Consider the following 25,073-nt stretch of genomic DNA (forward strand, 5'->3'; position numbering starts at 1 on the left):
CGTCGAGCATGTTTTGGACCATCCTATACACTCCACCCGAGGAGGTCCATACCATGAACACATCAAGAGCAGCTACCCGCGAGCCTTGGAACAAAGGCAAGCTAGTTGGTCAGAAAACCCCGCTTCGCCTCAAAGACATTTGGGCCATTCGTGTCAGACTGCAGCTTGCTGATAAGACACGTGATCTGGCGCTATTTGAGCTAGCGATCGATAGCAAACTGAGAGCCTGCGACTTAGTCAAATTACGTGTGCGAGATGTATCCCATGGCAACCATGTGTGTTCAAGAGCCATCGTCACGCAGCAGAAAACGAAGAGGCCAGTACAATTTGAGATAACCGAGCAGACACGCACTGTCTTAGAAGAGTGGATGCAGCTCGCACATCTCCGTAACGATGACTACTTGTTTCCAAGTCGCCTGAACAGTTCGTGTCACTTGTCTACGCGGCAGTACGCGCGCATCGTTAAATCCTGGGTAACCGCTATTGGCTTAGAGCCTTCAGCCTATGGTACTCACACGTTGCGACGCACCAAGGCATCGCTAATTTATCGCCAAACGAAAAACCTGAGGGCCGTTCAACTGCTCTTAGCCCACACGAAACTCGAAAGCACCGTAAGATACTTAGGGATTGAGATGGATGACGCATTGGCAATGGCTGAGCAGACCGAGGTCTAATAGAAACCAGCGACGGCACAGCTACTATGCCGTCGCCATCAGCCATAAAGAGACACTGAGGTGTTACGGACTTGACAAAATTTTCTGTATAACTTATGACGAATAGGATTTCTTATATGGTAAATTAAGGCGGGAAGTCTACCGAAGCAGCATGCACATACTCACGCCATGCAGCCTTGACACCATGCCGATCTCCATACCATTGGAGCAGCCGACGTAGTGTACTTTCGTCACAATTTTTTCCGAACACTGCAAGCTGGCGATCAAACAGCTTAAATTTGTATGGGGCCTCACTGGCGCGCATTGGAAGATACAACTCGTATTGCAGATCCTCCAACAGTTTATTTTCTGGCATTATTAATAGAAATGCAGCAATCCTATGTACCTCCCGCTTCGAGAGAACGCACTTGAGCCGTGACTGTATGAGCCCTTGGTTAGCAAGATCACAAGCGCTTTGATAAGCTTTCTGATACTTGTGGATCCTCTGCACTGCCAGCTCCACCTTATCCCTACTGTCTCTGCGAAGAGACAGGCTCATCGTGAAACGTCCAAATTGCCACCCGTAACACCAGTTGAGCCTAGCTAAACATTCAGCGCTAGAGGCAGATTCATAAGGCATGTACGGGCAGCGCTCTTGATCAAGCCCTCCAAGTGCAGCATGTAGCCCTTCAACGAAATAGTCCTCTGATGTCATGTGACCTCAATTGCTTTTCTGGCACCGTTCTACGGCAACGCTTGTTTGTGGTCACTTCAATCCCGAAAAAAGGATTCTTTAGAATGAGCGTCGACTGAAGCTTGAGCCTCACAACTCTCACAATACTTCCCACCCTGCTGATAATATTCCACGAGGTCATCATCATCTAGAATATTATGGCACTCACGAGGCACTTCTTCAAACTCATGACTGTACCCCGAGCACTGGATATTCTCAATCAAGGGTCTGATACAGTTATCAAAATGGTATTTTTGATGCGCTGATAATTTTTCATATCCATTGCCGAGGGCGTATTTTGCAATACCAATAACCGTGCTTTCGTCCGCAATGTTGTCTCGGGAAGAATCTACAAGTAGTTTTACATTATTATCGACAATTTCCTTAAGTGCTTCTAAGTTCATAAATACCTCCTCACGATGATTTTTATCTAGTGATGTTAATGGCTCAATAACACCAGTGAGCGTACTTTCTGCCTTTTCCCGAGTGTCAGCTTTGGGTCCTGGCCGTGTGAAAACAGAAAAAATCTGGCCTGACTCAAAAATCTTCCCCCTCAGCTTACTGTTGAGCCCACAAAAAGCCATTGCTTGGATGATTGCCGACTGATGCTGTTGTGAGATCGGGAAATCATGACGACACCAGAAAGCACATATCTCGCCCTTATAGCGCTTAAAAACATGCGAAAAAGGGCTGTTACGCCCTGGCCGCCCTCATCAACCCATTGACTCCCAAGATTTTTATGACACGCTTGAGGTTGTACGCCAACACATGAAGACTCATTTCGGTGCTCACATTTTTTAACCGTTTGGTCGTAAAGTGTGTCGCCCCCATCCACGCCTTCAGCGTGCCAAAGGGATGCTCCACCGTTTGTCGTCTCAGGCGCATTATCTCTGGGTTCCAATCGAGGCGTGACTGCGCAGCTTCGAGTATATCTTCGTGTTCCCAGCGCCTTATACGCCTCTGTTTGCCAGTCGTGCATTTCTCCTTCATGGAGCAGCTTGCACATTCCGAACTCCAGTATGTATGCAGCTTCATCCCTTTATCTATCGTTTCATACCGCCATGTCAGCCGCTGTCCAGCGGGGCAGGAGTATTCATTACTGTCAGGGAGGTATCGAAATGCGTCTCTTGGGAAAAAGCCCTTTGCCTGGTTTGGTGATGTCAGCGGCTTGGGGAGATAGGTAGTGATCCCTTCCTTGTGACAGGCCAGAATCTCCTCGCCCTTGAAGTAGCCTCTATCAGCCACGACCTTCAGCTCCTTGATGCCAGTGGCCTCCCGCGCTTGCTTGGCCATGTTAGAGAGCTGCCCCCGGTCATGCCCGACGTTAGTCACCTCATGGGCCACAATCAAATGGTGCTGGCTATCGACCGCAGTCTGTACGTTGTAACCCACATTTCCAGTACCTCTGCCACTGGTGGCCATAGCTCTGGCATCCGGATCCGTCAAGGATACTTGCTGATCGGGAGACTTCAGCCTCGCCTCCTCAACTGCTTGTAATCGTGCAGTTTCTTTCCGGAGTTTCGTGATTTTTTCCTTCAGATGCGCTGTCTTGGCCTCGGCCAGTGCAGGCTCCTCGCGATCGGCTGCGTCAAGCTGACCAAGGTACCGGTTGAAGCTTTCTTCGATCTGCTCAAGGCGACGCTTCATCTTGGTCGCGGTGAAATTACGGTTGCGGTTGTTGACCGCTTTGAACTTGCTGCCATCGATGGCAACGATGGCTTGGGAGAACAGCTCCAGTCGCCGGCAAAGCACGATGAACTCTCGACAGACACGGCGGATGGCCTCGCCATTGTCCTTTCTGAAGTCCGCAATCGTCTTGAAATCTGGTGTCAGGCGCTCCGTTAGCCACATCAGCTCGACATTGCGCTGTGTCTCGCGCTCCAGACGGCGACTTGACTGGATTCGATTGAGATAGCCATAGATGTAGAGCTTCAGAAGAACGGCGGGGTGATAGGCCGGTCTTCCTGTCGCGTGCGGATCGACACCCTTGAATCCAAGTCCTCTGAGATCGAGACCCTCCACAAACGCCTCAATGGCACGAACCGGATTATCGTCGGCGATGAAGTCGTCCAAAAGCACGGGGAACAACGTACTTTGATCTCGGGCTTCTCCAACCACGAATCGCTTCATCGCCATTTCCTCAGCGGACCTTGGCAAAGTATAGCGGCCGGTGCGTTTTCACACAGCCTCGGTCGTAACCCGGCATAGCACCAGAGCCAGTAAAGGGGTCTGCATCGACGGGTATGAGCTTCCATTTTGCACTCCCTTGCTGCGCCTAATCCTCAGTCAGGTTAGCAGCATCATGCTATGCCTGCTCGCGACCTTCGTGGTGGATGGGGTTGGCAGCCCGGGCCTTCCTACCTGATACTGTATAAATATCAGGTATTGATAGGAGTCCACCATGCCACATGCCAAGCTCACCCCTGCTGATCCAGCCCCGCCAGTACAGCCCTTGCCCTATCCCCTGCCCCTCACCAGGGCTGGGCTGTCGGGCTTCCCCAGCCCGGCACAGGACTACGAGGGGCGCACCCTGGACCTAAATGAGCGGCTGGTGAAGCGTCCCTCATCCACCTTCTTCATGACGGTCACCGGCGACAGCATGGAGGCGCTGGGCATCTCGGAGGGTGATCTATTGGTGGTCGACAGCGCCATTGAGCCGCGCCCCGGGCATATCTTGGTCGCGTCGGTGGAGGGCGAACTGGTGGTGAAGCGCTACGAGCTGATAGGTAACCGTCCCTACCTCACTTCGGCCAACTCCGCCTATCGGCCCATACCGGCCGCGGACCTGGAGTGCCAGGCTTGGGGCGTGGTGCGGGCAGTGGTTCACGAGTATTCGGTCTAGCCGGGGGAGAGGCGGATGATCGGTTTGATCGACTGCAACAACTTTTATGTCAGCTGCGAGCGAGCCTTCCAGCCACGGCTGGAGGGTATTCCTGTGGGCGTGCTCTCCAACAACGACGGCTGCGTCATCGCCCGTTCCAACGAGCTGAAGGCGCTGGGCGTGGAAATGGGCACGCCTGCCTTTGAGCTGCAGTCACTTCTCCGTCAGCGCCGTATCCAGTTGCTGTCATCGAACTACCTGATTACGTATATGGCTCAGCCAGCTTCAGGAGCCGGTAAGGCATCGGCGGTGTTCTGGCCGCCACCGTCAGAAAGCGCGGAATCATGGCCGTGAGGTCATAGCGCCGATTGAAGCGGTACTCGAACTCAGCCAGATAGCGCGGCACATGTTGTCCACGGATGGCATGGTAGCTGCCGGTGATGGCGTTCTTGACGTTGCCCAGCACGGTGTTGACCCAGTTGAAGGCGGGGATCTGCGCACTGGCACGGCCACCGCCAGTGATGAAGCGCTCATGGGTGTAGGCCGGGGTATCGAAGACCCGGAAACACCCCAGGCCATCGCTGACCACCCGACTGCCAGGCGCGATGGCGACCTGGGCATAGCGCCTCACCTCGGCGCGGGTAAAGCCGCTTACGCGACGCAGCTGGACGCGCTGGGGATGGCCCTCCTCATCGGTCTGCACCGCGGCGACGAACGGGAACTTGTGCTCAGCGCCGCGCCCGCGCTTTCCCGGCCGTTCACCGCCGAGGTAGGCATCATCGATCTCGATGCGTCCGGTGAGCGTCTCGCCCTGGTTGCGCTCATGCATGACCTGCAGCAGCTTGTGCTTGAGCTTCCAGGCGGTGTTGTAGCTGACGCCGAGCTCGCGGGACAGCTGCAGCGCCGAGAGGCCATTCTTGCGTTGGGTCAGCAGGTAGATGGCCAGAAACCAGGTGGTGAGCGGCAGGTGCGTGGCGTGGAAGATGGTCCCGGCAGTCAGCGAGGTCTGATGGTGGCAGTGATGGCACTGGTACACCCCGCGCGCGAGTTGGCAGCCGGTGGTGTTGCCGCAGTCGGGGCAAACAAACCCCGTGGGCCAGCGATGCTGAAACAGGGCCGCACGGCACTGCGCTTCGGTGCCGTACTGGTCGAGAAATGCCGGCAATGACAGACCGGACTGGAACTGGATAGGATTGCGAGCCATGACGGTATCTCCTGAGAAACCCTTACCTTTCAGCATAGTCCAGGCCCCGCCAGCGTAGCTGTACAAAGTGCGTAATCAGGTCGAACTATGAGCTCTATGGCGACATGTCATCGCGGGTCCAGCAGGTGCTGGAGGAGTTCTCCGCTGGTGTGGAGCCCTACTCCATCGATGAGATGTTCGTCCGCTTCGACGGCTTTTCTCCTGAGCAGATGCACCGTCATGCCCAGGAACTCTTCACCAAGGTCCGGCGTTTCACGCATATTCCGGTCAGCGTCGGGATTGCACCGACGCGAACACTGGCCAAGCTGGCCAACCGAGCGGCCAAGAAACTGCCGATCTATAGCGGTGTCTGCGTGCTGAGATTGGGCAGCGAGGAGTACGAGAGGCTGCTGCGACAGGTCGCCCTCGGGGATGTCTGGGGCGTGGGGCGCCGGCTGGTAGAGCGCCTGGCACTGCTCGGCCTGCATAGCGCTTGGGATCTGGCCCAGGCTGCCCCCAAGCAGATCCGTCGGCGATTCTCAGTGACGCTGGAGCGTACCTGCATGGAGCTGAAGGGAATCCCCTGCATCGAGATGAATGATCCTGGCGAGGCCAGGCAGCGCATCATGACCTCACGCTCCTTCGGGCGGCTGACCGACAACCGTCAGGAGATTCACCAGGCGATCCGCCAGTTCGCCCAGCGCAGTGCCGAGAAGCTGCGACAGCAAGACGGCCAGGCCCGAGCGGTTTATGTCTTCCTGAAGACCAACCGCCACCGCCTTGACCTGCCACAGTACTCACCGAGCGCAGTGGTGGAGCTGCCACAGCCCACTGCTGACAGCCGCCACATCCTGCAGGCGGCCAGCCAGGCGTTCGCAGCCATCTACCGGCCCCGCTACCACTTCATGAAGGCCGGCGTCATGCTCGTTGACCTGGTGGATGCCAACCGCGCCCAGCTTTCGCTACTCGATACCCCCGGGAGCAGGGCACAGCGCGAGCGTAACGAACGGCTGATGGCGACTCTAGACACGCTTAACCACAAGATGGGACGCGGTACGGTAACCTTCGGGCGTCCTTCACCGAAAGCAGCCTGGCACCTGCGCTGCGCCAATCGCACGCCGCGCTGGACGACACGCTGGGACGAACTCCCCCGCCTGCGCTGACACGCTGTCAGCCAAACGCCATCGTGTTTTTCCGACATCGCTCACACCGCACTGCTGTCGCCTGGTCCACAGTGTCTCTCATGGACACTGACCGAGTGGGGCACGGCATGGAGACCATCGTACTGACCTGGTTGGATGATGGCGGTTGTGCGCTAATATGCGGTTGCGGCCAGAGCCAGCGTCTGACCCACAAGCCCAGAACCTGGCCCCACTTCGAGTTCATGTGGCGCGCCGAGGGGCGATTCTGGATTCGCTGCCGCGCCTGTCATGCCCATATCGAGCGCTGCGTCAGCTACCCCGGTGGACACGCCAGCATCCGGCGTCATTGCTGGTCTCACCGTGGTGTAAGCGGCGCGATCAGGCTCTCGTCGTCGTGAATGGGCACGTTGACGCGAGCACTCACCGGCCAATGCGTGATTTGTCGAGGGTCGAGGTGACGAATGACCTGTCGCAGGGTCTCGCGGTCGGTCAGGTTTGGGTCCAGCCACGGTGCGAGGCTCTCGGCATTTAGTGCCAGCGGCATGCGATCGTGAACCTGCGCGACAACGCCCCGTGCCGGCTCGGTGAGGATGGCGCACCCTGGCTTGCAGTCCGAGCGATCCGACCAGATACCCGCTAACCAGAGCGGCTCACCATCCTCTCGTGTCAGGAAGTGGGGCTGCTTCTTGCCATCGACTAGCGTCCATTCGAACCAGCCGTTGGCAGGCAGCAGACAGCGGCGGTGAGCAAAGGCACCGCGGAAATACCTCGAGGTCGCGACCTTCTCAACCCGCGCGTTGATGGGCTCGGGAGCGCCTTCTCCGGCCCAGCGAGGACGATAGCTCCACCACACCGCATCCAGACGCAGAGGCCCCTCATCGTCCAGCCTGCGCACAGCGGAGATCCAGGTGCCCGGCGCCACATTGTAGCGCGGCACCAAGTCAGCCTCGTTGGCCTCCAGCGGCAGGCGCAGTGACGCAGCTAGGCTCGGATAGGCGCTGTAGAGCGCAAAACGTCCACACATGGTCGGTCCCCTGTGAGCTACGTATTCCACCAGCGGTCGCCGAGGCAAGGGTCGGCCCGGCAGCCTCTCGTCATATCGCATTCTACTGGGCCGGGCGGTAACGTGGCGCTATCTGGTCCAAGGCACGTGACACCATGTCGAGCGAGCTGCCCTATCACGAGCATGCCAGACGATTTTTCGACCAATATCAGTCGGTCGACTTCGATCAGGTGCACTGTGAATGGCTCGCCCAGCTACCGGCCAAATCCGGCATGTCCTTGGACGCGGGCGTCGGCAGCGGGCGCGATGCCGCCAATGCTGAGTACGAGTAGGGCCCCGAGTGCTGGCTCAGGCATAATCGATTGTCATGCACTACTCGTGCTTGAATTTCAGGTATTGATTATGGATGACTGCATTATACCGGACGACTATCCTGAGCTGCGCTTGATCTGTTGGCACCGTCCTCGTGACTGGCCTATGTCGGAAGAAGATGCCTGGGCACTCTATAAGCGAAACTGGCGCTATGTATATCAAGAGCGGTTGACCTTGGAAGAAAAAGTGCTCATCGAACGGTTAAGGAAAAAATTTGGCAGTGGGTAACGGCGCGCGAAAGCAGTGCTTACTTTTCTTTGCGCAGTGGAATCGCATTACGCTAAGAATAAAGATTGAGCGTAGTTTTTTAATCTGGAGGAATGGCTCATGGCAGGGTCATCCGGGACCCTACAGCTAGATGTCATCACTCGGGGCGAATACTCTACGCTGCGTGAGACGTGGTTGCGCGTGAACGCAGAACGCCCGGCGATCGTAGGTGATGAAGGCAGGGTGAGTTTGTGACCTTGAGGCTTCGAGATTATGTATAAACTCCGTGTTCTATCCTGCCTATCAGATCCAGAACCTGCTGGGGCTCTACCTGCATGACATCGATGGGGCGCCTCCCTCCAAGCCCCATGGCCTCTTTATGCAACCAGCGCTCCGCCGCTGTTCGATCACCCTCAGACAACCCTATGGCCGCCTGCCAGGCTGCCAGCTCTTTAGGATGTGGAGACTGAAGATCACACCGCTCAAGCAGCTTGTCTAGCGTATAAGGGCGCTCTTCCACTGGGATGACTGCAGGCAGGTCTTTCTCATGAGCAGTGAGAGTGGCGCAGAGCCAAGCCTCAACCTTATCACACACCGCATCGTTTTCTTCTGGCGGCACGAGGGTTGCGTCAATCTCCAAGCTGAGATGTATGAAAAAATCGTCGGGAATGGTCAAGGAGTAGCCGCCACGCAGGTAGGCGATGATCTCACAGCTCATGGCGGCCATGTAGGCACGGTCGCTTTGCAGGCATTCCAGTGCCTCTCGGAAGGTCTCCACGGGCTGGGGGAAGCGGTCGCGCAGGTCGATGGCCCGGTAGGCGAAGATCCGCGAGAGGGGGTCTGTGGGGTGTTTTGCAGGCGGTGTCATGGATTGGCTTCCCCTGTACTCGTGTGCTTGCTATATGGTAGCGCACCTATCGGCAGGCACGCCCCTTCCGGGAAAGCCGGATCAATCGAGGAAGGCCTCGATGCCTTCCTCGTCGATGGCGGATATCACTTCGTTCAGGGCGGCTTGGTCAGTGGGAAAGCGCTCGTCCCAGACCTGAGAGGTGCCGCCCTCGTTGATGACTTCCAGCAGCCAGTCAGTCTCGTCTTCCAGCCGGTAGATATCGACCTGCAGGGTGTGGTCATCACGGGTGATGGCCTGGCTAAGCGGGCTCTGGATCAGTTCGGGTTCGGTGCTCACGCAACTCTCTCCGTTATCGGTGTAGGGGGTTACTCTACCCCTTGCGCCTTCACTACCGCATCCACGGGCTTAGCGTAGAAGCTGGCCTGGAACTTGGTGAACAGCTCGGCGGGGATGGCGGAGGTGGCCGTTTTTCTTCTCCGAGGCATCATGTAGCAGCCTGCGGAATCTTCCTGAGCCAGGTAGCGACAACCCTGCGCCCCCATCTTGGCCGTCCACTTCGTCCGCCTCATGCACGCTCGGGTCCACCTCTCACCAATCGATCGTGGCCTTCCGCTCCCAAGTTTGATGAGATAGGCGCCAGTCACCACGGCCGCCCGAGGCGGCCGGCTCATCGCAAAGGGAACCGCTCTACATGATCCTCACCCTCAACCAGCTGGAACGGCACCTGTTCAGGGCGGCCGATATCCTGCGCGGGCGCATGGACGCCTCGGAGTTCAAGGAGTACATCTTCGGCATGCTCTTCCTGAAGCGCTGCTCGGACGTCTTCGAGCAGCGCCAGGAGGAGGTGCGCGAGCAGCTCAGGCAGGCCGGCAAGGGCGAGATCGACATCATCAACGTCATCGAGATGCCGAGCTGGTACAAGGCCACCTTCTTCGTGCCCCAGCAGGCGCGCTGGTCGTACCTGCTCAAGGAGGCCCACCAAGGCGTGGGCAGTGCCCTCAACAAGGCGCTCGCCGGCCTGGAGGAGCACAACCCCAGCCTTGCCGGGGTGCTGGAGCATATCGACTTCACACGCAAGGTGGGCTCCACCACCCTGCCGGACAAGAAGCTCCGCGAGCTGATCGTCCACTTCAGCGAGTACCGCCTGCGCAACGAGGACTTCGAGTTCCCCGACCTGCTGGGCGCCGCCTACGAGTACCTGATCCGCGACTTTGCCGACTCCGCCGGCAAGAAGGGCGGCGAGTTCTATACTCCGCGCCCGGTGGTTCGCATGATGGTGCGGCTGATGGACCCCCAGGAGGGCCACAGCGTCTACGACCCATGTATGGGCTCGGGCGGTATGCTGATCCACGCCAAGGAGTTCCTGGAGGAGCAGGGCGGCGACCCGCGCCGGCTCAACCTCTTCGGTCAGGAGGCCTCCGGCTCGGTATGGGCCATCGCCAAGATGAACATGCTGCTGCACGGCATCGGCTCTGCCGACCTGCGCAACGACGACACCCTAACCGACCCGCAGCACGTCGAGGGCGGCGAGCTGGTCCGCTTCGACCGCATCCTCACCAACCCGCCCTTCTCCATCGGCTACACGCCGAGCCAACACTACCCCGAGCGCTTCCACTACGGCAGCGTGCCGGAGGGGGCCAAGAAGGCCGACCTGATGTTCCTGCAGCACATGGTCGCCTGCCTCAAGTCCGACGGACGCCTGGCCACCGTCATGCCCCACGGCGTGCTGTTCCGCGGCGGCGACGAGAAGCGCATCCGCGCCGGCCTGCTCGAGGACGACCTGGTGGAGGCGGTGATCGGCCTGGCCCCCAACCTCTTCTACGGCACCGGCATCCCGGCGAGCATCCTGGTGCTGCGCGCCAAGGGCGCCAAGCCCGAGGCGCGCCAGGGCCGGGTGCTGTTCATCAACGCCGACCGCGAGTATTACGAGGGCCGCGCCCAGAACTACCTGCTGGCCGAGCACATCGAGAAGATCGCCAGCACCTATGAGGCCTTCGAGGAGGTGCCCGGCTTCGCCCGGGTGGTGCCCCTCGCGGAGCTGCGCGACAACGACTACAACCTCAACATCCGCCGCTACGCCGACAACACCCCGCCGCCGGAGCCCCAGGACGTGCGCGCCCACCTCAAGGGCGGCGTGCCGGTGGCCGAGATCGACGCCAGACGCCCGCTGTTCGACGCCCAGGGCCTCGACCCCATGGCGCTCTTCACTCCTCGGGCGAACGATCCCGACTACGTGGACTTCGTCGAGCACCTGAGCGAGAAGCGCGACCTCAAGCCCGCCATCGAGGCGAACGACGGCCTTACCGCCAGGGAAGCCAGCGTGATGGCCGCCTTCGAAACCTGGTGGACCGAGCACGGCAAGAGCATCACCGGCCTCTCCGGTAACGGCGGCCGGCTCACCAAGCTGCGCGACGAGCTGCTGGGCAGCTTCACGGCGGCCCTGGAGCCCACTGCCATGCTCGACCGCTTCGCGGTGCGCGGGATCATCGCGGGCTTCTGGTTTGACAACAAGAACGAGTTCCGCACCCTGCAGGCCCGCGGCTGCTTGGGCGTGGTGGACGCCTGGCGCACCAGCATCAATAGCCTGCTGGAGGATGAGCAGAGCAAGGCCAACCCTCTCGACCACCGCCTGGTCCACTTCCTGCTCGAGGAATACGTCGCCGAGCTCGAGGAGCTTGCCGCCCGCAAGGCGGAGCTCGACGCCCGGATCAAGGCCGCCGAGGCCAAGCCCGAGGGCGACGACGGAGACGAATCGGAAGCGAGCGACGGCGAGGACGACGACGCCCCCACCCCGGCCGAGATCAAGGCCTGGAAGAGCGAGCGCACCCAGGTGAAGAAGCAGCACAAGGCCAAGGTGGCCAGCTTCGAGCAGAACCTCAACGCCGCCGTGGACGCCCTGGACGAGCCCGCCGCCGCCGAGCTGGTGGGCACCATCCTCCACAACGACCTCAAGGGCATCCTCGAGCGCTATATTCGCCAGCAGCGCCAGCAGGTGATCGCCGCCTTCGAGAACTGGTGGGACAAGTACCGGGTGACGCTGGCCGACATCGAGGCCGAGCGCGACGCCGCCGCCAAGTCGCTGCAGCAGTATCTGGAGGGGCTAGGGTATGTTTGAAAGAATCCCACTATCTGAGCTGACGATAAAGATCACAGATGGCTCTCACTTCAGCCCGACTCCGGTAGAGCATGGAATGTTAATTGCTAACGTAAAGGATATGCAGGGGGGCTCTGTTGATCTTGGATCTTGCACAAGAATTAGCGAGAAAGATTACTTAAAGCTCGCCGCCTCAGGATGCATTGCAAAAAGAAATGACGTTCTATTGTCGAAGGATGGAACTGTAGGAAAAGTTGCAGTAATGGACGGAGAGGAGAAGCTTGCCACACTGTCATCAATTGCAATTATTAGCATTGCCGAGAAAGCCGACCACAGGTATGTCGGCCAGTTTTTAAAAAGCGGCGACGCCAAAAGGCAATATGACAATGCAATGTCTGGAAGCGCCCTGCGTCGTCTAGTTCTTCGTGACGTAAAGTCCCTAAAAATCCCCACCCCCCCGCGGGGTGAACAGGAACTAATCGCTCGGATACTCGACACCCTCGATACTCAGATCCAGAAGACCGAGGCGCTGATCGCCAAGCTGGAGAAGGTCAAGGAGGGCATGCTCCACGACCTGCTGACCCGCGGTATCGACAAGAACGGCCAGCTGCGCCCCAGCCCGGAGCAGGCGCCGGAGCTCTACAAGGAGTCGCCGCTGGGGTTGATTCCGAGGGAGTGGAACGTTGCCTGCCTGGGTGATTTACTGGCTTCTGTCAGCCCTGCAATGCGTTCGGGCCCCTTCGGAAGCGCGTTGCTGAAAGATGAACTGGTGGAGAGAGGCGCGCCCCTTCTCGGAATTGACAATGTCAAAGTGGAAGAGTTTTCAGCCAACTTCTCTCGATTCGTTACACCCGAAAAATTTGCCGAGCTATCGAGGTATGCGGTCCGCCCAAATGACATTATGATTACAATCATGGGCACAGTCGGCCGGTGCTGCTTAGTCCCCGATGGCATTGGGGATGCGCTTTCCTCCAAACACACATGGGCTCTGACTCTCGACCAAGAAAAGTATTCGCCTTATCTGGCCATGCTGCAGATTAATTATATGCCTTGGGTGCTCAATCACTTCAGTCGTGATCAGCAGGGTGGAACTATGTCCGCCATACGGTCTGAGACACTAGCCTCACTTTTTCTTCCTGTTCCTCCCCGGCATGAGCAGTCTGAAATCGAGTTCCGCATTCTTGAAATAAACAAGCGTCTTGCCTCGGAGATTACTGCGCTCAGCAAGATGCGACTTGAGAAGTCAGGTCTGATGGACGGCCTCCTTACCGGCCGCGTCCGCGTCACTCCATTTCTCGAACAGGCCCAGGCCACCACTCCGGCATAGACCGGGGCTCTCACAACAACATCATGATCACATCGCACAGGGAACCGCTATGACCACCTTCGACAGCACCAAGCGCTCACTGCCTGAGCTGCTCAAGGACATCACCACCGGCAAGATCCAGCTCCCCGACTTCCAGCGCGGCTGGGTATGGGATGACGACCACGTGAGGAGCCTGCTGGTCAGCATCGCCTGTTCCTTCCCGGTGGGCGCAGTGATGCTGATGGAGACCGGCGGCGAGGTGCGCTTCGAGACGCGTCCGGTGGAGGGCATCGACCCAGATAGCGTGACCAAGGAGCAGGAGCAGGAGCAGGAGCAGGAGCAGTGGCGACCGATCTCTCTCGCAGCCTGAATTCTCGGAAGGCGCTGATCTTCCGGATTACGCACCGCGACAACCTGCCGTGGATGCTGGCTCATGGCCTCTATTGCCGCTCGGCAGCAGAGCAGGATCCTGGCTTTGTCACCATTGGGAATCGCGATCTGATAGGGCGCAGGGCAACACGAGACGTCCCGATCCTCCCGGGTGGCATGCTCAGCGACTATATCCCCTTCTACTTCACGCCAGCTTCGCCCATGTTGCTCAACATCGTGACCGGCCGCGGCGTGCACATTCAGCGCAAGGAAGACATCCTGGTGCTGGTCTGCTCAATGCCACGCTTGCAGGAGATAGGTTCGGCCTTTGTTTTCACCGACCGCCACGCCTACCTGCCTATGGCCCGCTTTAGCAGCCGGCTGGAGGAGCTGGAAGAGTTCGTGCCATGGCCGCTGCTGCAGGCACAGGACTTCAGTCGGGACCGGGAGGACCCTGAGAAGACCGAGCGCTATCAGGCAGAGGCCCTGATTCACCACCACCTCCCGGCCTCGGCACTGTTGGGCATTGGCACGTATACTGACGAGATGCGAGCCACCGTCGAAGTGCAGGTGGCGGCACACCAGCTTCCGCTGAAGGTGGTGACACGACCCAACTGGTTCTTCCGATGATTGAGTACACCCGTGGCAACCTCCTCGAGGCCGACGTCGAGGCACTGGTCAACACTGTGAATACCGTCGGCGTGATGGGGAAGGGAATCGCCCTGATGTTCAAGGAGGCGTTTCCCGAGAACTTCGCCGCCTACGAGGCCGCCTGCAATGAGCAGCAGGTGGTGACCGGCCGCATGTTCGTCACCGAGCGGGATGCCCTGCTGGGGCCTCGCTGGATCATCAACTTCCCTACCAAGAAGCACTGGCGTGCCAGAACGCGCATGGAGTGGATCGAGTCCGGGCTGGAGGACCTCAAGCGGGTGGTCCGCGAGCAGGGTATTCGCTCCATCGCCTTGCCGCCGCTGGGCTGCGGCAACGGGGGGCTTGAATGGGGCAAGGTGCGCCCGCGCATAGAGGCCGCGCTAGGTGAGCTGGATAATGTCCGGGTGCTGGTCTTCGAGCCCACCGCCGAGTACCAGAATGTCGCCAAGCGCTCAGGCGTCGAGAAGCTGACGCCGGCCCGGGCACTGATGGCAGAGCTGGTCCGCCGCTACTGGGTGCTGGGCATCGAGTGCTCGCTGCTGGAGGTCCAGAAACTCGCCTGGCTGATGGAGCGCCGTATCCTTGACCATGGTTTGAAGAACCCTCTCGTTCTGCAGTTCCAGCCCCACCGCTATGGCCCTTACTCCGACCGGCTGCGTCACCTGCTCAATGGCCTGGACGGCAGCTACCTGCATAGCGAGAAGCGCATCAACGATGCCTCGCCCGAGGAAGTGGTGTGGTTCGATGAATCGCGGCGCGAGCGCCTCAGTGCCTATCTGCGCAGCGCCGAGGCAAGACCCTATGCCGAGGTGCTTGAGGAGGTCGATGCCCTGATCGACGGCTTCCAGTCACCGCTGGGCATGGAGGTTCTGGCGACGCTGGACTGGCTGATCAGCCAGGAGCATGTCGAACCGACCGTTGAGGCCATCAAGGGGGGGTTACGGCACTGGCCCAATGACATTGCCGGCCAGCGCAAGCTGCGGCTTTTCTCGGATCGCCTTATCGCGCTAGCGCTGGAGCGGCTGACCGGTGAAACCATCGCCCCTTCATCTCTAGCCGCCGAAAGATAGCTACCCTACACGGGCACATGGAGTCCCGGTTTGGCAGGTCCCGAGCACGCAGGCGTCATAGACGATCACAAAGCGCATCAGTAGCCCATATCCAGGTCCTGGGCCTGGTCGGCCAGTTCCTGTAGAGCGGCCTCGGAGGCCTCCTCCTGCTGGCGCTTGTAGGCTAGCAGGTCCTGCAGGCGAATCCGGCGATGTGTGCCGACTCGGCTGAACGGCAGGGCACCGTCCTCCAGCAGCTTGACCAGATGCGGCCGCGAGACATTGAGCATGTTGGCGGCTTCCTGGGTCGTAACCTCGGCATGGGTGGGGAGGATGGTCACGGCATTGCCCTGAGCCATCTCGGTCAACAGGTCACGCAGCAGCACCAGCGCCTGACGGGGCAGCACCAGATCCGCCCCATCCAGTTTGATATGCGCACGGTCGCTCTCGGGCCGCTCGCGGAGCAGCTGGCTGAGTTCGGTGGCGCTGGCCCTGGCCAGGCGGGTGAGCTCGGCGTCGTGGGGCACGGACTCCCGGGCGTTAGTGTTCATGGTATGACCTCCTGGCAGTCCCCGGCTATTGCTGGCTGGCTGCCGTCGCGTGTTGCATCGTTACCTGTCAGGCTATTCGAAATAAACAAAAGTCGCAATATCCGAAACAAGCTACCGGCCCATGGACTGGTATGCTCAGGGAAGTGAATTCATACAGGGAGCCATGGCATGGCAGGTCCCGAGTACACGGACGTCGAGAAGCCCTTCATCGACCAGCTGGTCGGCCAGGGCTGGGAGTGCCTGGCCGGCTCACTGGACGACCCCGGTGCCACCCACCGCGAGAGCTTCGCCCAGGTGGTGATGGAGCCCGTGCTGCGCCAGCGACTGCGCAAGATCAACCTGCGCGACGGTGAGCCTTGGCTCGATGAGCGACGCCTGGACCAGGCCGTGGCAGCGATCACCCGCCTGCCGGCCAGCAAAGTGCTGGAGGCCAACCAGCTCGCCACCGATCTGCTGGTCAACGGCCTGGTGGTGGAGGGGCTCGAGGGCTGGGACGGCGGCCGCGGCCAGACCCTGCGCTACATCGACTGGGAGGAGCCGGCCAACAACGTCTTCACCGTGGTCAACCAGTTCAAGGTGAAGTGCCCGCCGGGCCACGATTCGTGGAAGGGTCACGTGATCCCTGACCTGGCGCTCTTCGTCAACGGCATTCCGCTGGTGGTGGTGGAGTGCAAGAGCCGCAGCGTGCCGGAGGGACTCAGCGATGCGGTGGATCAGCTGCGCCGCTACTACGACCAGCGCTTCCTGGAGGGCGAGGTCGGCGAGCATGAGGGGGCGCCTGCGCTGTTCGCCACCAGCCAGTTCCTGGTGGCCAGTAACTTCGATGAGGCGCGGGTGGGCACTATCGGCGCCCGCTTCGCCCACTACCTGAGCTGGAAGACAGTGGCGCCGATGCGCGAGGCCGAGGTGGCCATCGATCTCGGCGTGGCGGACCTCTCCGCCCAGCAGCGCCTGATCGCCGGCATGCTCACCCACGCCAACCTGCTCGACATCGTGCGCCACTACACCCTGTTCATGAACGTCGGCGGCCAGACGATCAAGCTGGTGTGCCGCTACCAGCAGTTCCGCGGCGTGACCCGGGCCGTTGAGCGGCTGAAGAGCGGTAAGACGCGCCGCCAGGACGGCGAGGCCGACCGCCGGGGCGGTATCGTCTGGCACACCCAGGGCAGCGGTAAGAGCCTCTCCATGGTGTTCCTGGTGCGCAAGCTGCGTACCGACCCGACACTGCGCCGCTTCAAGGTGGTGGTGATCACCGACCGCAAGGACCTCCAAGCCCAGCTGGCGGCCACCGCCGAGCTCACCGGCGAGGGGGTCGAACGGGCCGGCAACACCGCCCAGCTCAAGAAGCTGCTGGCGCGGGACGGCCCGGGGCTGGTGTTCGGCACCATCCAGAAGTACCGCGATCCGGATGCCGAGGGCGAGAGCGAGGAGGAGCCAGATGAAGCTGACGCCAACGGCGGACTGGATAGCGGCCGCCGCGATGCCGCCGAGCCGGGCGCCTCCAACGGCGGCGCCCCCAAGAAGCCGACCCTGAGCGCCCCCTTCGAGGTGCTTAATACCAGCGAGGACATCCTGATCCTGGTGGACGAGGCCCACCGCACCCAGGCTGGCGACCTGCACGCCAACATGATGCGCGCCCTGCCCAACGCCGCCCGCATCGGCTTCACCGGCACGCCCATCATAATGGGTGACAAGAAGCGCACCCACGACATCTTCGGCGAGTACATCGACCGCTACACCATCAAGGAGGCGGAGCAGGACGGCGCCACGGTGCCGATTCTCTACGAGGGGCGCACCGCCAAGGGGGCGATCAAGGACGGCGCCAGTCTCGACGGCCTGTTCGAGGATCTGTTCCGCGACCACACCAAGGAAGAACTCGAGGCGATCAAGAAGAAGTACGCCACCAAGGGGCAGATCTTCGAGGCGCCGCAGCTGATCCAGGAGAAGGCCCAGGACATCCTGCGCCACTACGTCACGAACATCCTGCCCAACGGTTACAAGGCCCAGCTGGTGGCCTACAGCCGCCGGGCGGCACTGCGCTACGTCGAGGCCCTGGAGGCAGCCCGCACCGAGCTGCTGGAGGAGGCGCTGGCACTCTCTCCCGAGGACAAGGCCCTGGATGACACCCAGCTGCTCACTCGGCCTTTGCGGGTCAAGGCGGCGATCCAGGCCTGGCGCTATCGCGACGTGCTGCGCGCCCTGGAGTTCGCCGTGGTGTTCAGCATCGGCAACAATGATGACCCGACCTGGGCGAAGTGGAGCGACCGCGCCGCCGTCGAGAGCCACATCAAGCGCTTCAAGAAGCCGCTGCCGCCGCTGGATGGAACACCATCCCAGGATTCCACCAAACACGACCCGCTGGCCTTCCTGATCGTCAAGAGCATGCTGCTCACCGGCTTCGACGCCCCCATCGAGGGGGTGATGTACCTGGACCGCTCCCTGCGCGAGGCGGAGCTGTTGCAGGCCATCGCCCGGGTCAACCGCACCGGCCACGGCAAGACGCACGGCATCGTGGTGGACTACTTCGGCGTGGCCAACCACCTCAAGGAGGCGCTGGCCGCCTACAGCGAGGAGGACATCGAGGGCACCCTGCAGAGCCTCAAGGACGAGATCCCGCTGCTGCGCGACCGCCACCTGCGGGTCATCGACGTGCTGCGCGGCCAGGGCGTGGACGACCTGGACGACACCGAGGAGGCGGTGCAGGCCCTGGCCGACGAGCGGGTGCGCGCCGAGTTCGTGGTCAAGCTAAAGGAATTCAACCGCGGCCTGGATGACGTGCTGCCGCGCCCCGAGGGGCTGGAGTTCGTCAACGACGCCAAGCGGCTCGCCTATATCCACGCCTTGGCCCGCAACCGCTACAAGGACACCCCGGAGCTCGGCCGCGACATCGGCAACAAGGTACGCAAGCTGATCGACGACTACGTGATCTCGCTGGGCATCGATCCGCGCATCCCGCCGGTGCAGCTTACCGACGCCGAGTTCGACACCCATATCGGCCGCCAGGTCGGCGACCGCGCCAAGGCCTCCGAGATGGAGCACGCCGTGCGCTCCCACGTGCGCAAGCACCTGGACGAGGACCCGGTGAAGTACGGCCGCCTCAGCGAGCGTCTGGAGGAGCTGCTCCAGCAGCTCGATGGCCTATGGGCCGATCAGGTGGAGGCGCTCAAGACCCTGATCCAGCAGCTGCGCGACGGCGCCACCGTCGAGGGCGAGGAAATTCCCGAGATGCCCGCCCATGCCGAGCCCTTCTGGCGTGAGCTGGTGGCCAGCGCCAACCTGGCGCCTGAGACCATCGACTCCGCCACCGCCCAGACGCTGCTCGACGCCACCGAGGAGGTGGTGGCGATGATCCAGCAGGAGATCGCCATTCCCGACTTCTGGAAGCCCTCGCATATCCCGGACCAGGAGCGCCTCAAGCAGCACCTGTTCAGCCAGCTGATGATGGGCGACCTGGTGCCCATGGACCAGGCCGAAGCCACCGCCGAGCGGCTCTTCGACCTGGCGCGCAGCAACCACCACAAGCTGGTGAACGCATGATGCAGCTCGCGGTGGACGACCTTACCTTCGAGGTGCGCGAGAGCTCGCGGCGCAAGACGCTCGAGATCACCGTGGACCGTGAGGGCGAGCTGGTGATCGCCGCGCCCACCGGCACCGACGAACAGCTGCTGCGCGACTTCGTGCTCGAGAAGCGGCTGTGGATCTACCGGAAGCTGGCCGAGAAGGCCGACCGCCGCAGTCGGCTGCCGCGCAAGCAGTTCGTCAACGGCGAGGGGTTCCTCTACCTGGGGCGCAGCTACCGGCTGAAGTGCGTGCCCCCTGATGCCCAGGACGCCCCCCTCAAGCTCGCTGCCGGCCGCTTCCAGCTGCGCGAGGACGCGCTGATTGATGCCCGAGAGCACTTCGTTCGCTGGTACAGCGCTCGCGCCAGTGACTGGCTCACCGCCAGGGTTAACGAGCAGGCCAGGCGGCTGGGGGTGGAGCCCGCCGGGGTGACGGTGCAGGACCTCGGCTATCGCTGGGGCTCCTGCGGCAAGGGCAACAAAGTCTACTTCCATTGGAAGACCATCCTGCTGCCCCGCCATATCGCCGAGTACGTGGTCGTCCACGAGCTGGTTCACCTGCACGAGCCTCACCACACACCCGCCTTCTGGCGCCGCATGGAGCGGGCCATGCCGGACTATGAGCAGCGCAAGGCCTGGCTCGCCCGGCACGGGATCGAGGTGGAGGGGGTGTAGCTCCAAGATCTCGCTTACCTGATCTTCGGGTTCCCGTATCGATCCGCCTTCGGTGCAGTCGGCGCCAGCTCCCTGTTGAAAACCCAGCCCGGATGACGGTTGTCAGGATGCAGTGACGCACCATAGAGCCCGCGAACCGGCCCCAGTGAGCTGAACTTCTTGCGATCTGGGTGGCCACCACTGGGCAACCAGTTGTCCAGCTCGCGCATCAATCGCTCCATTTCCCGGTCGCACCCTCTAGCCCTTTCCAACACCATTTTGCCGATGAGCGTATGCCTGCGGGTCTCCTCTCGCCGGGCTTTCTCACGCAGCTGATTGAGGCGTTCCTCCGCCTCCATCAGCTGCTGTTCTGTGGTTCTCCGCCTCTTGGCCATTTGAATCCTCCTGTCAATTGAAAACGGGCATGTCAGCCCGTGTCCGGGAAGGGCGGCATCACCTCCCTCTCAACAGATAAGGGGTACAGATCTTTCTGTGCCCCTTATCTGTTCACAGGAGGCGAGAGGGAGGCTCAATTGTGAATCTGCGCACTTAGAGTATCTGTCGTTCGGATCGCGTGACCTGAGCCTCCCCCGAGACATCAAGCTCGTGGAAATTGATTGGGAGGCATGCGAAATGGCGCTTTATCACCTGCATGTTAAAGCGATACAGCGAATAAAAAAACGCAGTGCAACAGCCGCAGCGGCGTACCGTGCGGGGGTGTGTATCGTAGATGAACGTACCGGAAAAGAGCACGATTACAGACACAAGCAAGGGGTGCTGGGATCTGAGCTGTGCCTGCCAGGTGGCGGCAGCGAGGAGCGTGCCGCGTTCTGGAACCGCGTTGAGCAACACCACAGGCGGAAGGATGCGGTCGTGGCCCGTGAGGTCGAGGTATCGCTGCCACGTGAGCTCAACCATGAGCAGCGGTGGGAGCTCGCCCTGACCTATGCCCGCGAGCTGGCCGGACGCTACGGAGTTGCCGTCGATGCGGCGTTTCATGCTCCGCGCCCAGTCAGCGACCAAGACCTCGAGCTGAATCCTGAACAGTTCCACATGATCGACCCTGATACCGGCCATCGCCACAACGGCAACTGGCACTGCCATCTGTTGTTCAGTGCCTGCCATGTTGAGCTTGATGGCACTCTGGGTAAGAAATGTTTGGAGCTCGACCCGATCCATTGTCAACGTCGCAAGATCCTCAACCTGGCCCAGCGCGAGCGGGGCCGGTGGGCAGAACTGCAAAACGGCACACTGAAGCGTGCAGGACCCGCTTGTCGCGTCGATCACCGCAGTTATACGGATCGTGGTAAGGATCGAGTGCCGACAGTTCATCTGGGTGGGTATGCGGCTCGCATGCGTCGTGAGGGCACACCGAAATTGAGCGAACAGGCGATACTGAACTGTGAAATTGTGGCAAGAAACAATGACGTGTCACGGCTGCGTGAGCAGGCACGCCAGGAGCGTATTGAGAAGCGCCTCGAGCAACGCTACCATTTACAGATCCGTGGCAGTGCTCTGGTGTTAGAGCAGGCCATTCGTCGGCGTTGGGAGCGTATCGAGCAGTGCGAGTGGGAGGCGTGTATAAATCAGCCAGGTGTCTGCCCAGCTTCAGGCCGTATCATCCTGGAATCTAGGATGATGGACAGCATCGAGCGCAGTTATCTGCTGTCTCAGAAGATTGAGGAAGAGGAGCGATCGCGAGCTTGGCATTCCGTGGCGGATATTCAGCATGATCAAGAAGCCAATAAACAGGTCGAACCATCAGGTCCCCGCCTAGCGACCGAGGAGCCGGAGTCTGCCTTAGAAATGCGTAATGGCGAGTATCCAGCGCCTACGCCAGCTAGGCTGACGTTGCGCTATGCTCTTGAGCCGTCACGAGATGCCCAGGCGCGAGCAAAACTGGCAGTGCGTCGACTGCTACGCATGGTGGAGCAGGGGGATCGTGCAGCTGCCATCCGTGAAGCGATGGTCAATTCAGCTGACTGGTTTGCGGATGCATTACAAGAGGAACTTGTCAAGATTGGTATAGATGCTCATGGCGAGCTATCCCCAGCTGCGCAGCGCGCTCAACGTCATTGCTTGGCTGAATCGCTGCCTGCCTCTTCTCCTGCCGACCCGGATATTACTCCATGTACTGGCAGGCCCTTAATCGATCGCTAGCAAATCGGCTGCACAAGTGATTTGATTTTTAACGATTAATTTTTTAGTTATGCTATCTGGCATGTTCTACGTAGCAGTGCCGTCGTAGCAGGAGCTGTTCTTATGCTGCCCGGCCATTCGTTGTGGATCACCTCTGTCCAGCGCGCAGCTTAGAGCTGCGTGGAGGGTAGGCGCATCAAAAAACCCCCTCGATGGTGTGGGCTGCAGAGCAGGTGTTGCACTTATTGCTTGAAGTCATGTGCCCGACTCGTCGCGCAGCATTTTTCGGTGCTCCCTGAAGGCCCTTTCGAGGGTAGGCTCGCAGAATTCCTCCCCATCTATTCGGGCGCCTTCCTGGATAGTCGTGACGATCTCCGCGATTCTCTCGTTGGTGGTGTCAGCCTCAATGTCGCTCATGTCCATGCCGTACAGCCAGTTTCGGGTCCCTTCCGCGCTGATCGGCCTGTAACGGCCCACGCAGAAACGTGTGATCACGCCGTCGCCCAACTCCTCATCCTCCTGGAAGTCGAGATTAAGACCGGCCATGTACATCTCGATCCACGCCTCTGCTGCCTCAGCAGAGGGATGCTCGCCATGCGCATAAGTCACGATGCCATTCTCCTCACCACAGTGATCGTCAATACAGACTTCCCCACTGGAGCCATAGCGAGATGGCTGAGAGGAGACCTCGAAGGCGTGAAAGCCGGTATGCCCTTCCTGATGCCTGCTAGGTCCGACATACTTTCTTTCAATGACGAAAAACATAAGAAATTTCCGAGTGTTGGTTTTGATGAGAACCCAATTCTATATTTTCTCATGTTCCCTGTCAGCAGGGGGCACTTCTTGGATCGTGAATTTGCTTGGTTCAGCTCCCATAAGGGGTGCAGCCCTTATCCGATACCCCCTCAGCAGATTTAGCTCTAAGCGCAGCTGCTACTAGCCCCTGATACAGACTAGGGTTAGTGGATCGCAGGCTCTCACTTAGTAAAAATGTTGGCGACAAGCCCATAGCCAAGCCTTGTTTTTGTCACATATAGCGACATCTTGGCGCACTTTCTCGCATTTTATCGCACTTTCTCACACTTTATCGCACTTGGTTGCACTTTCTTGAACTTGGCGTCGCTTAACGGCACTTGGTGGCACTTGATTGCATTTTTTCGCAGCGAGTCACTGATATGGCTCAGCACAGTGAGCATTGCGCGAAAGAAGCTTGCCATCAGACACCTGCACATGTGTTTTTGACAAAGTGCTCAGTGAAGTGACCCCCTCCAGAGCTGCACAGGCTATAGGGCAGCGATCAGGAGGTCTGGGCACAGACAGTGCTGTTCTTATTTCCCTTGATTCAGGTTGAAGTGGTCCAATTGGAGCGGACACTCCGATAAGCCTCATAATGGAGGCAATGGAGGTGTTCATGACCAAGAAGACTCGACGTCGGTTTTCCGATGAGTTCAAGGCGGATGCGGTGAGCCTGGTAATCGATCAGGGGTATTCCGTATCTGAGGCCGCCCGGCGCCTGGGCGTGGAACGTAGCGTGCTGGACCGCTGGTGCCGCAAGCACCGTCAGCAGGTTTCCGGCACCCCGAGGCGGCAGGAGGATGATCGCGACACCGAGATCAATAAGCTCCGCGAAGAAGTTCGTAAGCTTCAGATTGAAAAGGATATTTTAAAAAAGGCGGCGGCCTTCTTCGCCAAAGAGTCGAGCTGAGATACCAGTTCATCGAGTCGGAGAAGGCCACCTATCCCGTGGCCGTGTTGTGTCGGGTCATGCAGGTCAGCCGGAGTGGTTTCTATGATTGGCGACGACGTAGCCCTGATGAACCGCGCCAGGCCCTCCTACACGAGGTCAGAGAGATTCATCGCCAGAAGCGTGGCAGCTATGGCAGCCGCCGCATGGCCAGAGAACTGCGACGCCGTGGATACGACGTCGGCCGTTACCAGGCCCGGAGTCTGATGCAGGAAGCCGGCGTAGAGGCACGGCAGCGGCGCCGCTGGCGTCATACCACCGACAGTGAGCACAGCCTGCCGGTGGCGCCTAATCTGCTGAACCGCCAGTTCATGGTGGCGGAACCGAACCGGGCATGGGTGGCCGACATTACCGCGATCTGGACGCTGGAAGGATGGCTCTATCTGGCGGCGGTGCTCGACCTCCACGACCGGCAGTTAGTGGGCTGGGCGATGGCCGACCACATGCGCACGTCGCTGGTGCTGGACGCCCTGGAGATGGCCATAGGTCGCCGACAGCCCGAGAGCGGGTTGCTCCATCACAGCGATCGCGGCAGTCAGTACGCATCTCGTGATTACCGCGCCACGCTGGATCGGCACGGGTTCCAGGCCTCGATGAGCCGGAAGGGGAACTGCTGGGATAATGCCGTCATGGAGCGCTTCTTCGGCTCACTGAAAAGCGAGTGGTTGGCCGGCCAGCGATACGGGAGCCGACAGGCAGCACGGCATGATGTGATCGACTACATCGAGATGGAGTACAACAGCTGCCGGCTCCACTCGACCCTCGGCTACCAGACGCCGAGGGAGATTGAGTTGGCAGCTGCGGCTTGAAAATGTGTCCGCTCTGACTTGACCAGAACAGGTTTTGGTGGCCCATTAGAGGTTTGCTTAGGGGCTAAGCGCATCATAACTGTTCAGCATTTATTCGCTGTGCGCAGCATGGCGAATAAATGCCTGTTGGACTAAGCCGCCCTTCAGGCTTCTAAGCAGCTTCTATAGGGTATTGTATTGGCC

At 60.0% G+C, this 25,073-nt stretch carries 22 protein-coding genes and 2 pseudogenes; 14 read left to right on the forward strand and 10 right to left on the reverse strand.

Annotated elements, in window-relative coordinates; genetic code table 11:
• The first annotated feature begins 53 nt into the window (after window positions 1-53).
• Complete coding sequence (locus ACM26W_RS20555) at window positions 54-674, forward strand: tyrosine-type recombinase/integrase (protein WP_416138808.1); 621 nt, start codon at window positions 54-56, stop codon at window positions 672-674.
• A gap of 750 nt (window positions 675-1,424) precedes the next feature.
• Here the strand turns inward: ACM26W_RS20555 and ACM26W_RS20560 are convergent.
• Window positions 1,425-1,790, reverse strand: a complete 366-nt coding sequence (locus tag ACM26W_RS20560) for a hypothetical protein (RefSeq protein WP_416138809.1) — start codon at window positions 1,788-1,790, stop codon at window positions 1,425-1,427.
• 289 nt (window positions 1,791-2,079) lie between these two features.
• The gene (locus ACM26W_RS20565; protein WP_416138810.1) at window positions 2,080-3,516 is read right to left on the reverse strand and encodes an IS1182 family transposase; all 1,437 of its coding nucleotides are present in this window, start codon (window positions 3,514-3,516) and stop codon (window positions 2,080-2,082) included.
• Between the two features lie 271 nt (window positions 3,517-3,787).
• Between ACM26W_RS20565 and ACM26W_RS20570 the strand changes: the two genes are divergently transcribed.
• Together ACM26W_RS20570 and ACM26W_RS20575 are read left to right on the forward strand one after the other, a co-directional pair.
• A complete protein-coding gene (locus tag ACM26W_RS20570) occupies window positions 3,788-4,228 on the forward strand; it encodes a LexA family protein (RefSeq protein WP_416138811.1) in 441 nt (146 codons plus the stop codon).
• A 15-nt stretch (window positions 4,229-4,243) separates the two neighbouring features.
• Window positions 4,244-4,465: pseudogene (locus ACM26W_RS20575) on the forward strand (Y-family DNA polymerase); the annotation flags it as partial.
• Between the two features lie 4 nt (window positions 4,466-4,469).
• Here the strand turns inward: ACM26W_RS20575 and ACM26W_RS20580 are convergent.
• Window positions 4,470-5,411 (reverse strand): IS1595 family transposase, encoded by a 942-nt coding sequence (locus ACM26W_RS20580; RefSeq protein WP_416137616.1) that lies wholly within the window; start codon window positions 5,409-5,411, stop codon window positions 4,470-4,472.
• Window positions 5,412-5,485: 74 nt separating this feature from the next.
• Here ACM26W_RS20580 and ACM26W_RS20585 point away from each other — a divergent pair, with 74 nt between their 5' ends.
• Complete coding sequence (locus ACM26W_RS20585) at window positions 5,486-6,553, forward strand: Y-family DNA polymerase (protein ID WP_416140935.1); 1,068 nt, start codon at window positions 5,486-5,488, stop codon at window positions 6,551-6,553.
• Window positions 6,554-6,887: 334 nt separating this feature from the next.
• Here the strand turns inward: ACM26W_RS20585 and ACM26W_RS20590 are convergent, their stop codons facing one another.
• Window positions 6,888-7,556, reverse strand: coding sequence for an SOS response-associated peptidase (locus tag ACM26W_RS20590; RefSeq protein WP_416138812.1), 669 nt, complete (start codon window positions 7,554-7,556; stop codon window positions 6,888-6,890).
• Window positions 7,557-7,690: 134 nt separating this feature from the next.
• On the opposite strand from ACM26W_RS20590, the gene ACM26W_RS20595 reads away from it, so the two are divergent.
• Window positions 7,691-7,867 carry a hypothetical protein gene (locus tag ACM26W_RS20595; RefSeq protein ID WP_416138813.1) on the forward strand — a complete coding sequence of 59 codons (177 nt, stop codon included), beginning with the start codon at window positions 7,691-7,693 and terminating at the stop codon, window positions 7,865-7,867.
• A 518-nt stretch (window positions 7,868-8,385) separates the two neighbouring features.
• Here the strand turns inward: ACM26W_RS20595 and ACM26W_RS20600 are convergent.
• The 3 genes from ACM26W_RS20600 to ACM26W_RS20610 all read right to left on the reverse strand — a co-directional run bounded on the left by ACM26W_RS20600 (window position 8,386) and on the right by ACM26W_RS20610 (window position 9,533).
• On the reverse strand, window positions 8,386-8,982 hold the full coding sequence (locus tag ACM26W_RS20600; RefSeq protein ID WP_416138814.1) for an antitoxin Xre/MbcA/ParS toxin-binding domain-containing protein: 597 nt from the start codon (window positions 8,980-8,982) through the stop codon (window positions 8,386-8,388).
• An 81-nt stretch (window positions 8,983-9,063) separates the two neighbouring features.
• Complete coding sequence (locus tag ACM26W_RS20605) at window positions 9,064-9,300, reverse strand: hypothetical protein (protein ID WP_416138815.1); 237 nt, start codon at window positions 9,298-9,300, stop codon at window positions 9,064-9,066.
• Between the two features lie 29 nt (window positions 9,301-9,329).
• Window positions 9,330-9,533: a hypothetical protein gene (locus tag ACM26W_RS20610; RefSeq protein ID WP_416138816.1), complete on the reverse strand. Its 204-nt coding sequence runs from the start codon at window positions 9,531-9,533 to the stop codon at window positions 9,330-9,332.
• Window positions 9,534-9,655: 122 nt separating this feature from the next.
• On the opposite strand from ACM26W_RS20610, the gene ACM26W_RS20615 reads away from it, so the two are divergent.
• The 5 genes from ACM26W_RS20615 to ACM26W_RS20635 are packed head-to-tail and all read left to right on the forward strand — an operon-like array spanning window position 9,656 to window position 15,454.
• Window positions 9,656-12,079 (forward strand): N-6 DNA methylase, encoded by a 2,424-nt coding sequence (locus tag ACM26W_RS20615; RefSeq protein WP_416138817.1) that lies wholly within the window; start codon window positions 9,656-9,658, stop codon window positions 12,077-12,079.
• Window positions 12,072-13,385, forward strand: a complete 1,314-nt coding sequence (locus ACM26W_RS20620; protein WP_416138818.1) for a restriction endonuclease subunit S — start codon at window positions 12,072-12,074, stop codon at window positions 13,383-13,385. Before ACM26W_RS20615 ends, ACM26W_RS20620 begins: the two co-directional genes overlap by 8 nt.
• Window positions 13,386-13,434: 49 nt before the next feature.
• Window positions 13,435-13,734 carry a GmrSD restriction endonuclease domain-containing protein gene (locus ACM26W_RS20625; RefSeq protein ID WP_416138819.1) on the forward strand — a complete coding sequence of 100 codons (300 nt, stop codon included), beginning with the start codon at window positions 13,435-13,437 and terminating at the stop codon, window positions 13,732-13,734.
• Window positions 13,707-14,363, forward strand: coding sequence for a DUF4433 domain-containing protein (locus tag ACM26W_RS20630; protein WP_416138820.1), 657 nt, complete (start codon window positions 13,707-13,709; stop codon window positions 14,361-14,363). Before ACM26W_RS20625 ends, ACM26W_RS20630 begins: the two co-directional genes overlap by 28 nt.
• A complete protein-coding gene (locus ACM26W_RS20635) occupies window positions 14,360-15,454 on the forward strand; it encodes a macro domain-containing protein (protein ID WP_416138821.1) in 1,095 nt (364 codons plus the stop codon). Before ACM26W_RS20630 ends, ACM26W_RS20635 begins: the two co-directional genes overlap by 4 nt.
• A 77-nt stretch (window positions 15,455-15,531) precedes the next feature.
• Here the strand turns inward: ACM26W_RS20635 and ACM26W_RS20640 are convergent, their stop codons facing one another.
• Window positions 15,532-15,984, reverse strand: coding sequence for a helix-turn-helix domain-containing protein (locus ACM26W_RS20640; RefSeq protein WP_416138822.1), 453 nt, complete (start codon window positions 15,982-15,984; stop codon window positions 15,532-15,534).
• A gap of 168 nt (window positions 15,985-16,152) precedes the next feature.
• On the opposite strand from ACM26W_RS20640, the gene ACM26W_RS20645 reads away from it, so the two are divergent.
• Both ACM26W_RS20645 and ACM26W_RS20650 read left to right on the forward strand, forming a co-directional pair.
• Entirely contained in the window at window positions 16,153-19,521 is a 3,369-nt protein-coding gene (locus tag ACM26W_RS20645) for a type I restriction endonuclease subunit R (RefSeq protein WP_416138823.1), read from the forward strand.
• Window positions 19,518-20,219 (forward strand): M48 family metallopeptidase, encoded by a 702-nt coding sequence (locus ACM26W_RS20650; RefSeq protein WP_416138824.1) that lies wholly within the window; start codon window positions 19,518-19,520, stop codon window positions 20,217-20,219. The genes ACM26W_RS20645 and ACM26W_RS20650 overlap by 4 nt, the downstream gene beginning before the upstream one ends.
• A gap of 14 nt (window positions 20,220-20,233) precedes the next feature.
• Here ACM26W_RS20650 and ACM26W_RS20655 read toward each other — a convergent pair whose 3' ends face one another.
• Window positions 20,234-20,593 (reverse strand): hypothetical protein, encoded by a 360-nt coding sequence (locus tag ACM26W_RS20655; protein ID WP_416138825.1) that lies wholly within the window; start codon window positions 20,591-20,593, stop codon window positions 20,234-20,236.
• Between the two features lie 211 nt (window positions 20,594-20,804).
• On the opposite strand from ACM26W_RS20655, the gene ACM26W_RS20660 reads away from it, so the two are divergent.
• Window positions 20,805-22,358: a MobA/MobL family protein gene (locus ACM26W_RS20660; RefSeq protein WP_416138826.1), complete on the forward strand. Its 1,554-nt coding sequence runs from the start codon at window positions 20,805-20,807 to the stop codon at window positions 22,356-22,358.
• 234 nt (window positions 22,359-22,592) lie between these two features.
• On the opposite strand, the gene ACM26W_RS20665 is transcribed toward ACM26W_RS20660, so the two are convergent.
• The gene (locus ACM26W_RS20665; protein ID WP_416138827.1) at window positions 22,593-23,102 is read right to left on the reverse strand and encodes a hypothetical protein; all 510 of its coding nucleotides are present in this window, start codon (window positions 23,100-23,102) and stop codon (window positions 22,593-22,595) included.
• 646 nt (window positions 23,103-23,748) lie between these two features.
• On the opposite strand from ACM26W_RS20665, the pseudogene ACM26W_RS20670 reads away from it, so the two are divergent.
• Window positions 23,749-24,890: pseudogene (locus tag ACM26W_RS20670) on the forward strand (IS3 family transposase).
• The last annotated feature ends 183 nt before the right edge of the window (window positions 24,891-25,073 follow it).

This window comes from Halomonas sp. HK25, assembly GCF_047795635.1.
In the GTDB taxonomy this organism is placed as follows: Bacteria; Pseudomonadota; Gammaproteobacteria; order Pseudomonadales; family Halomonadaceae; genus Halomonas.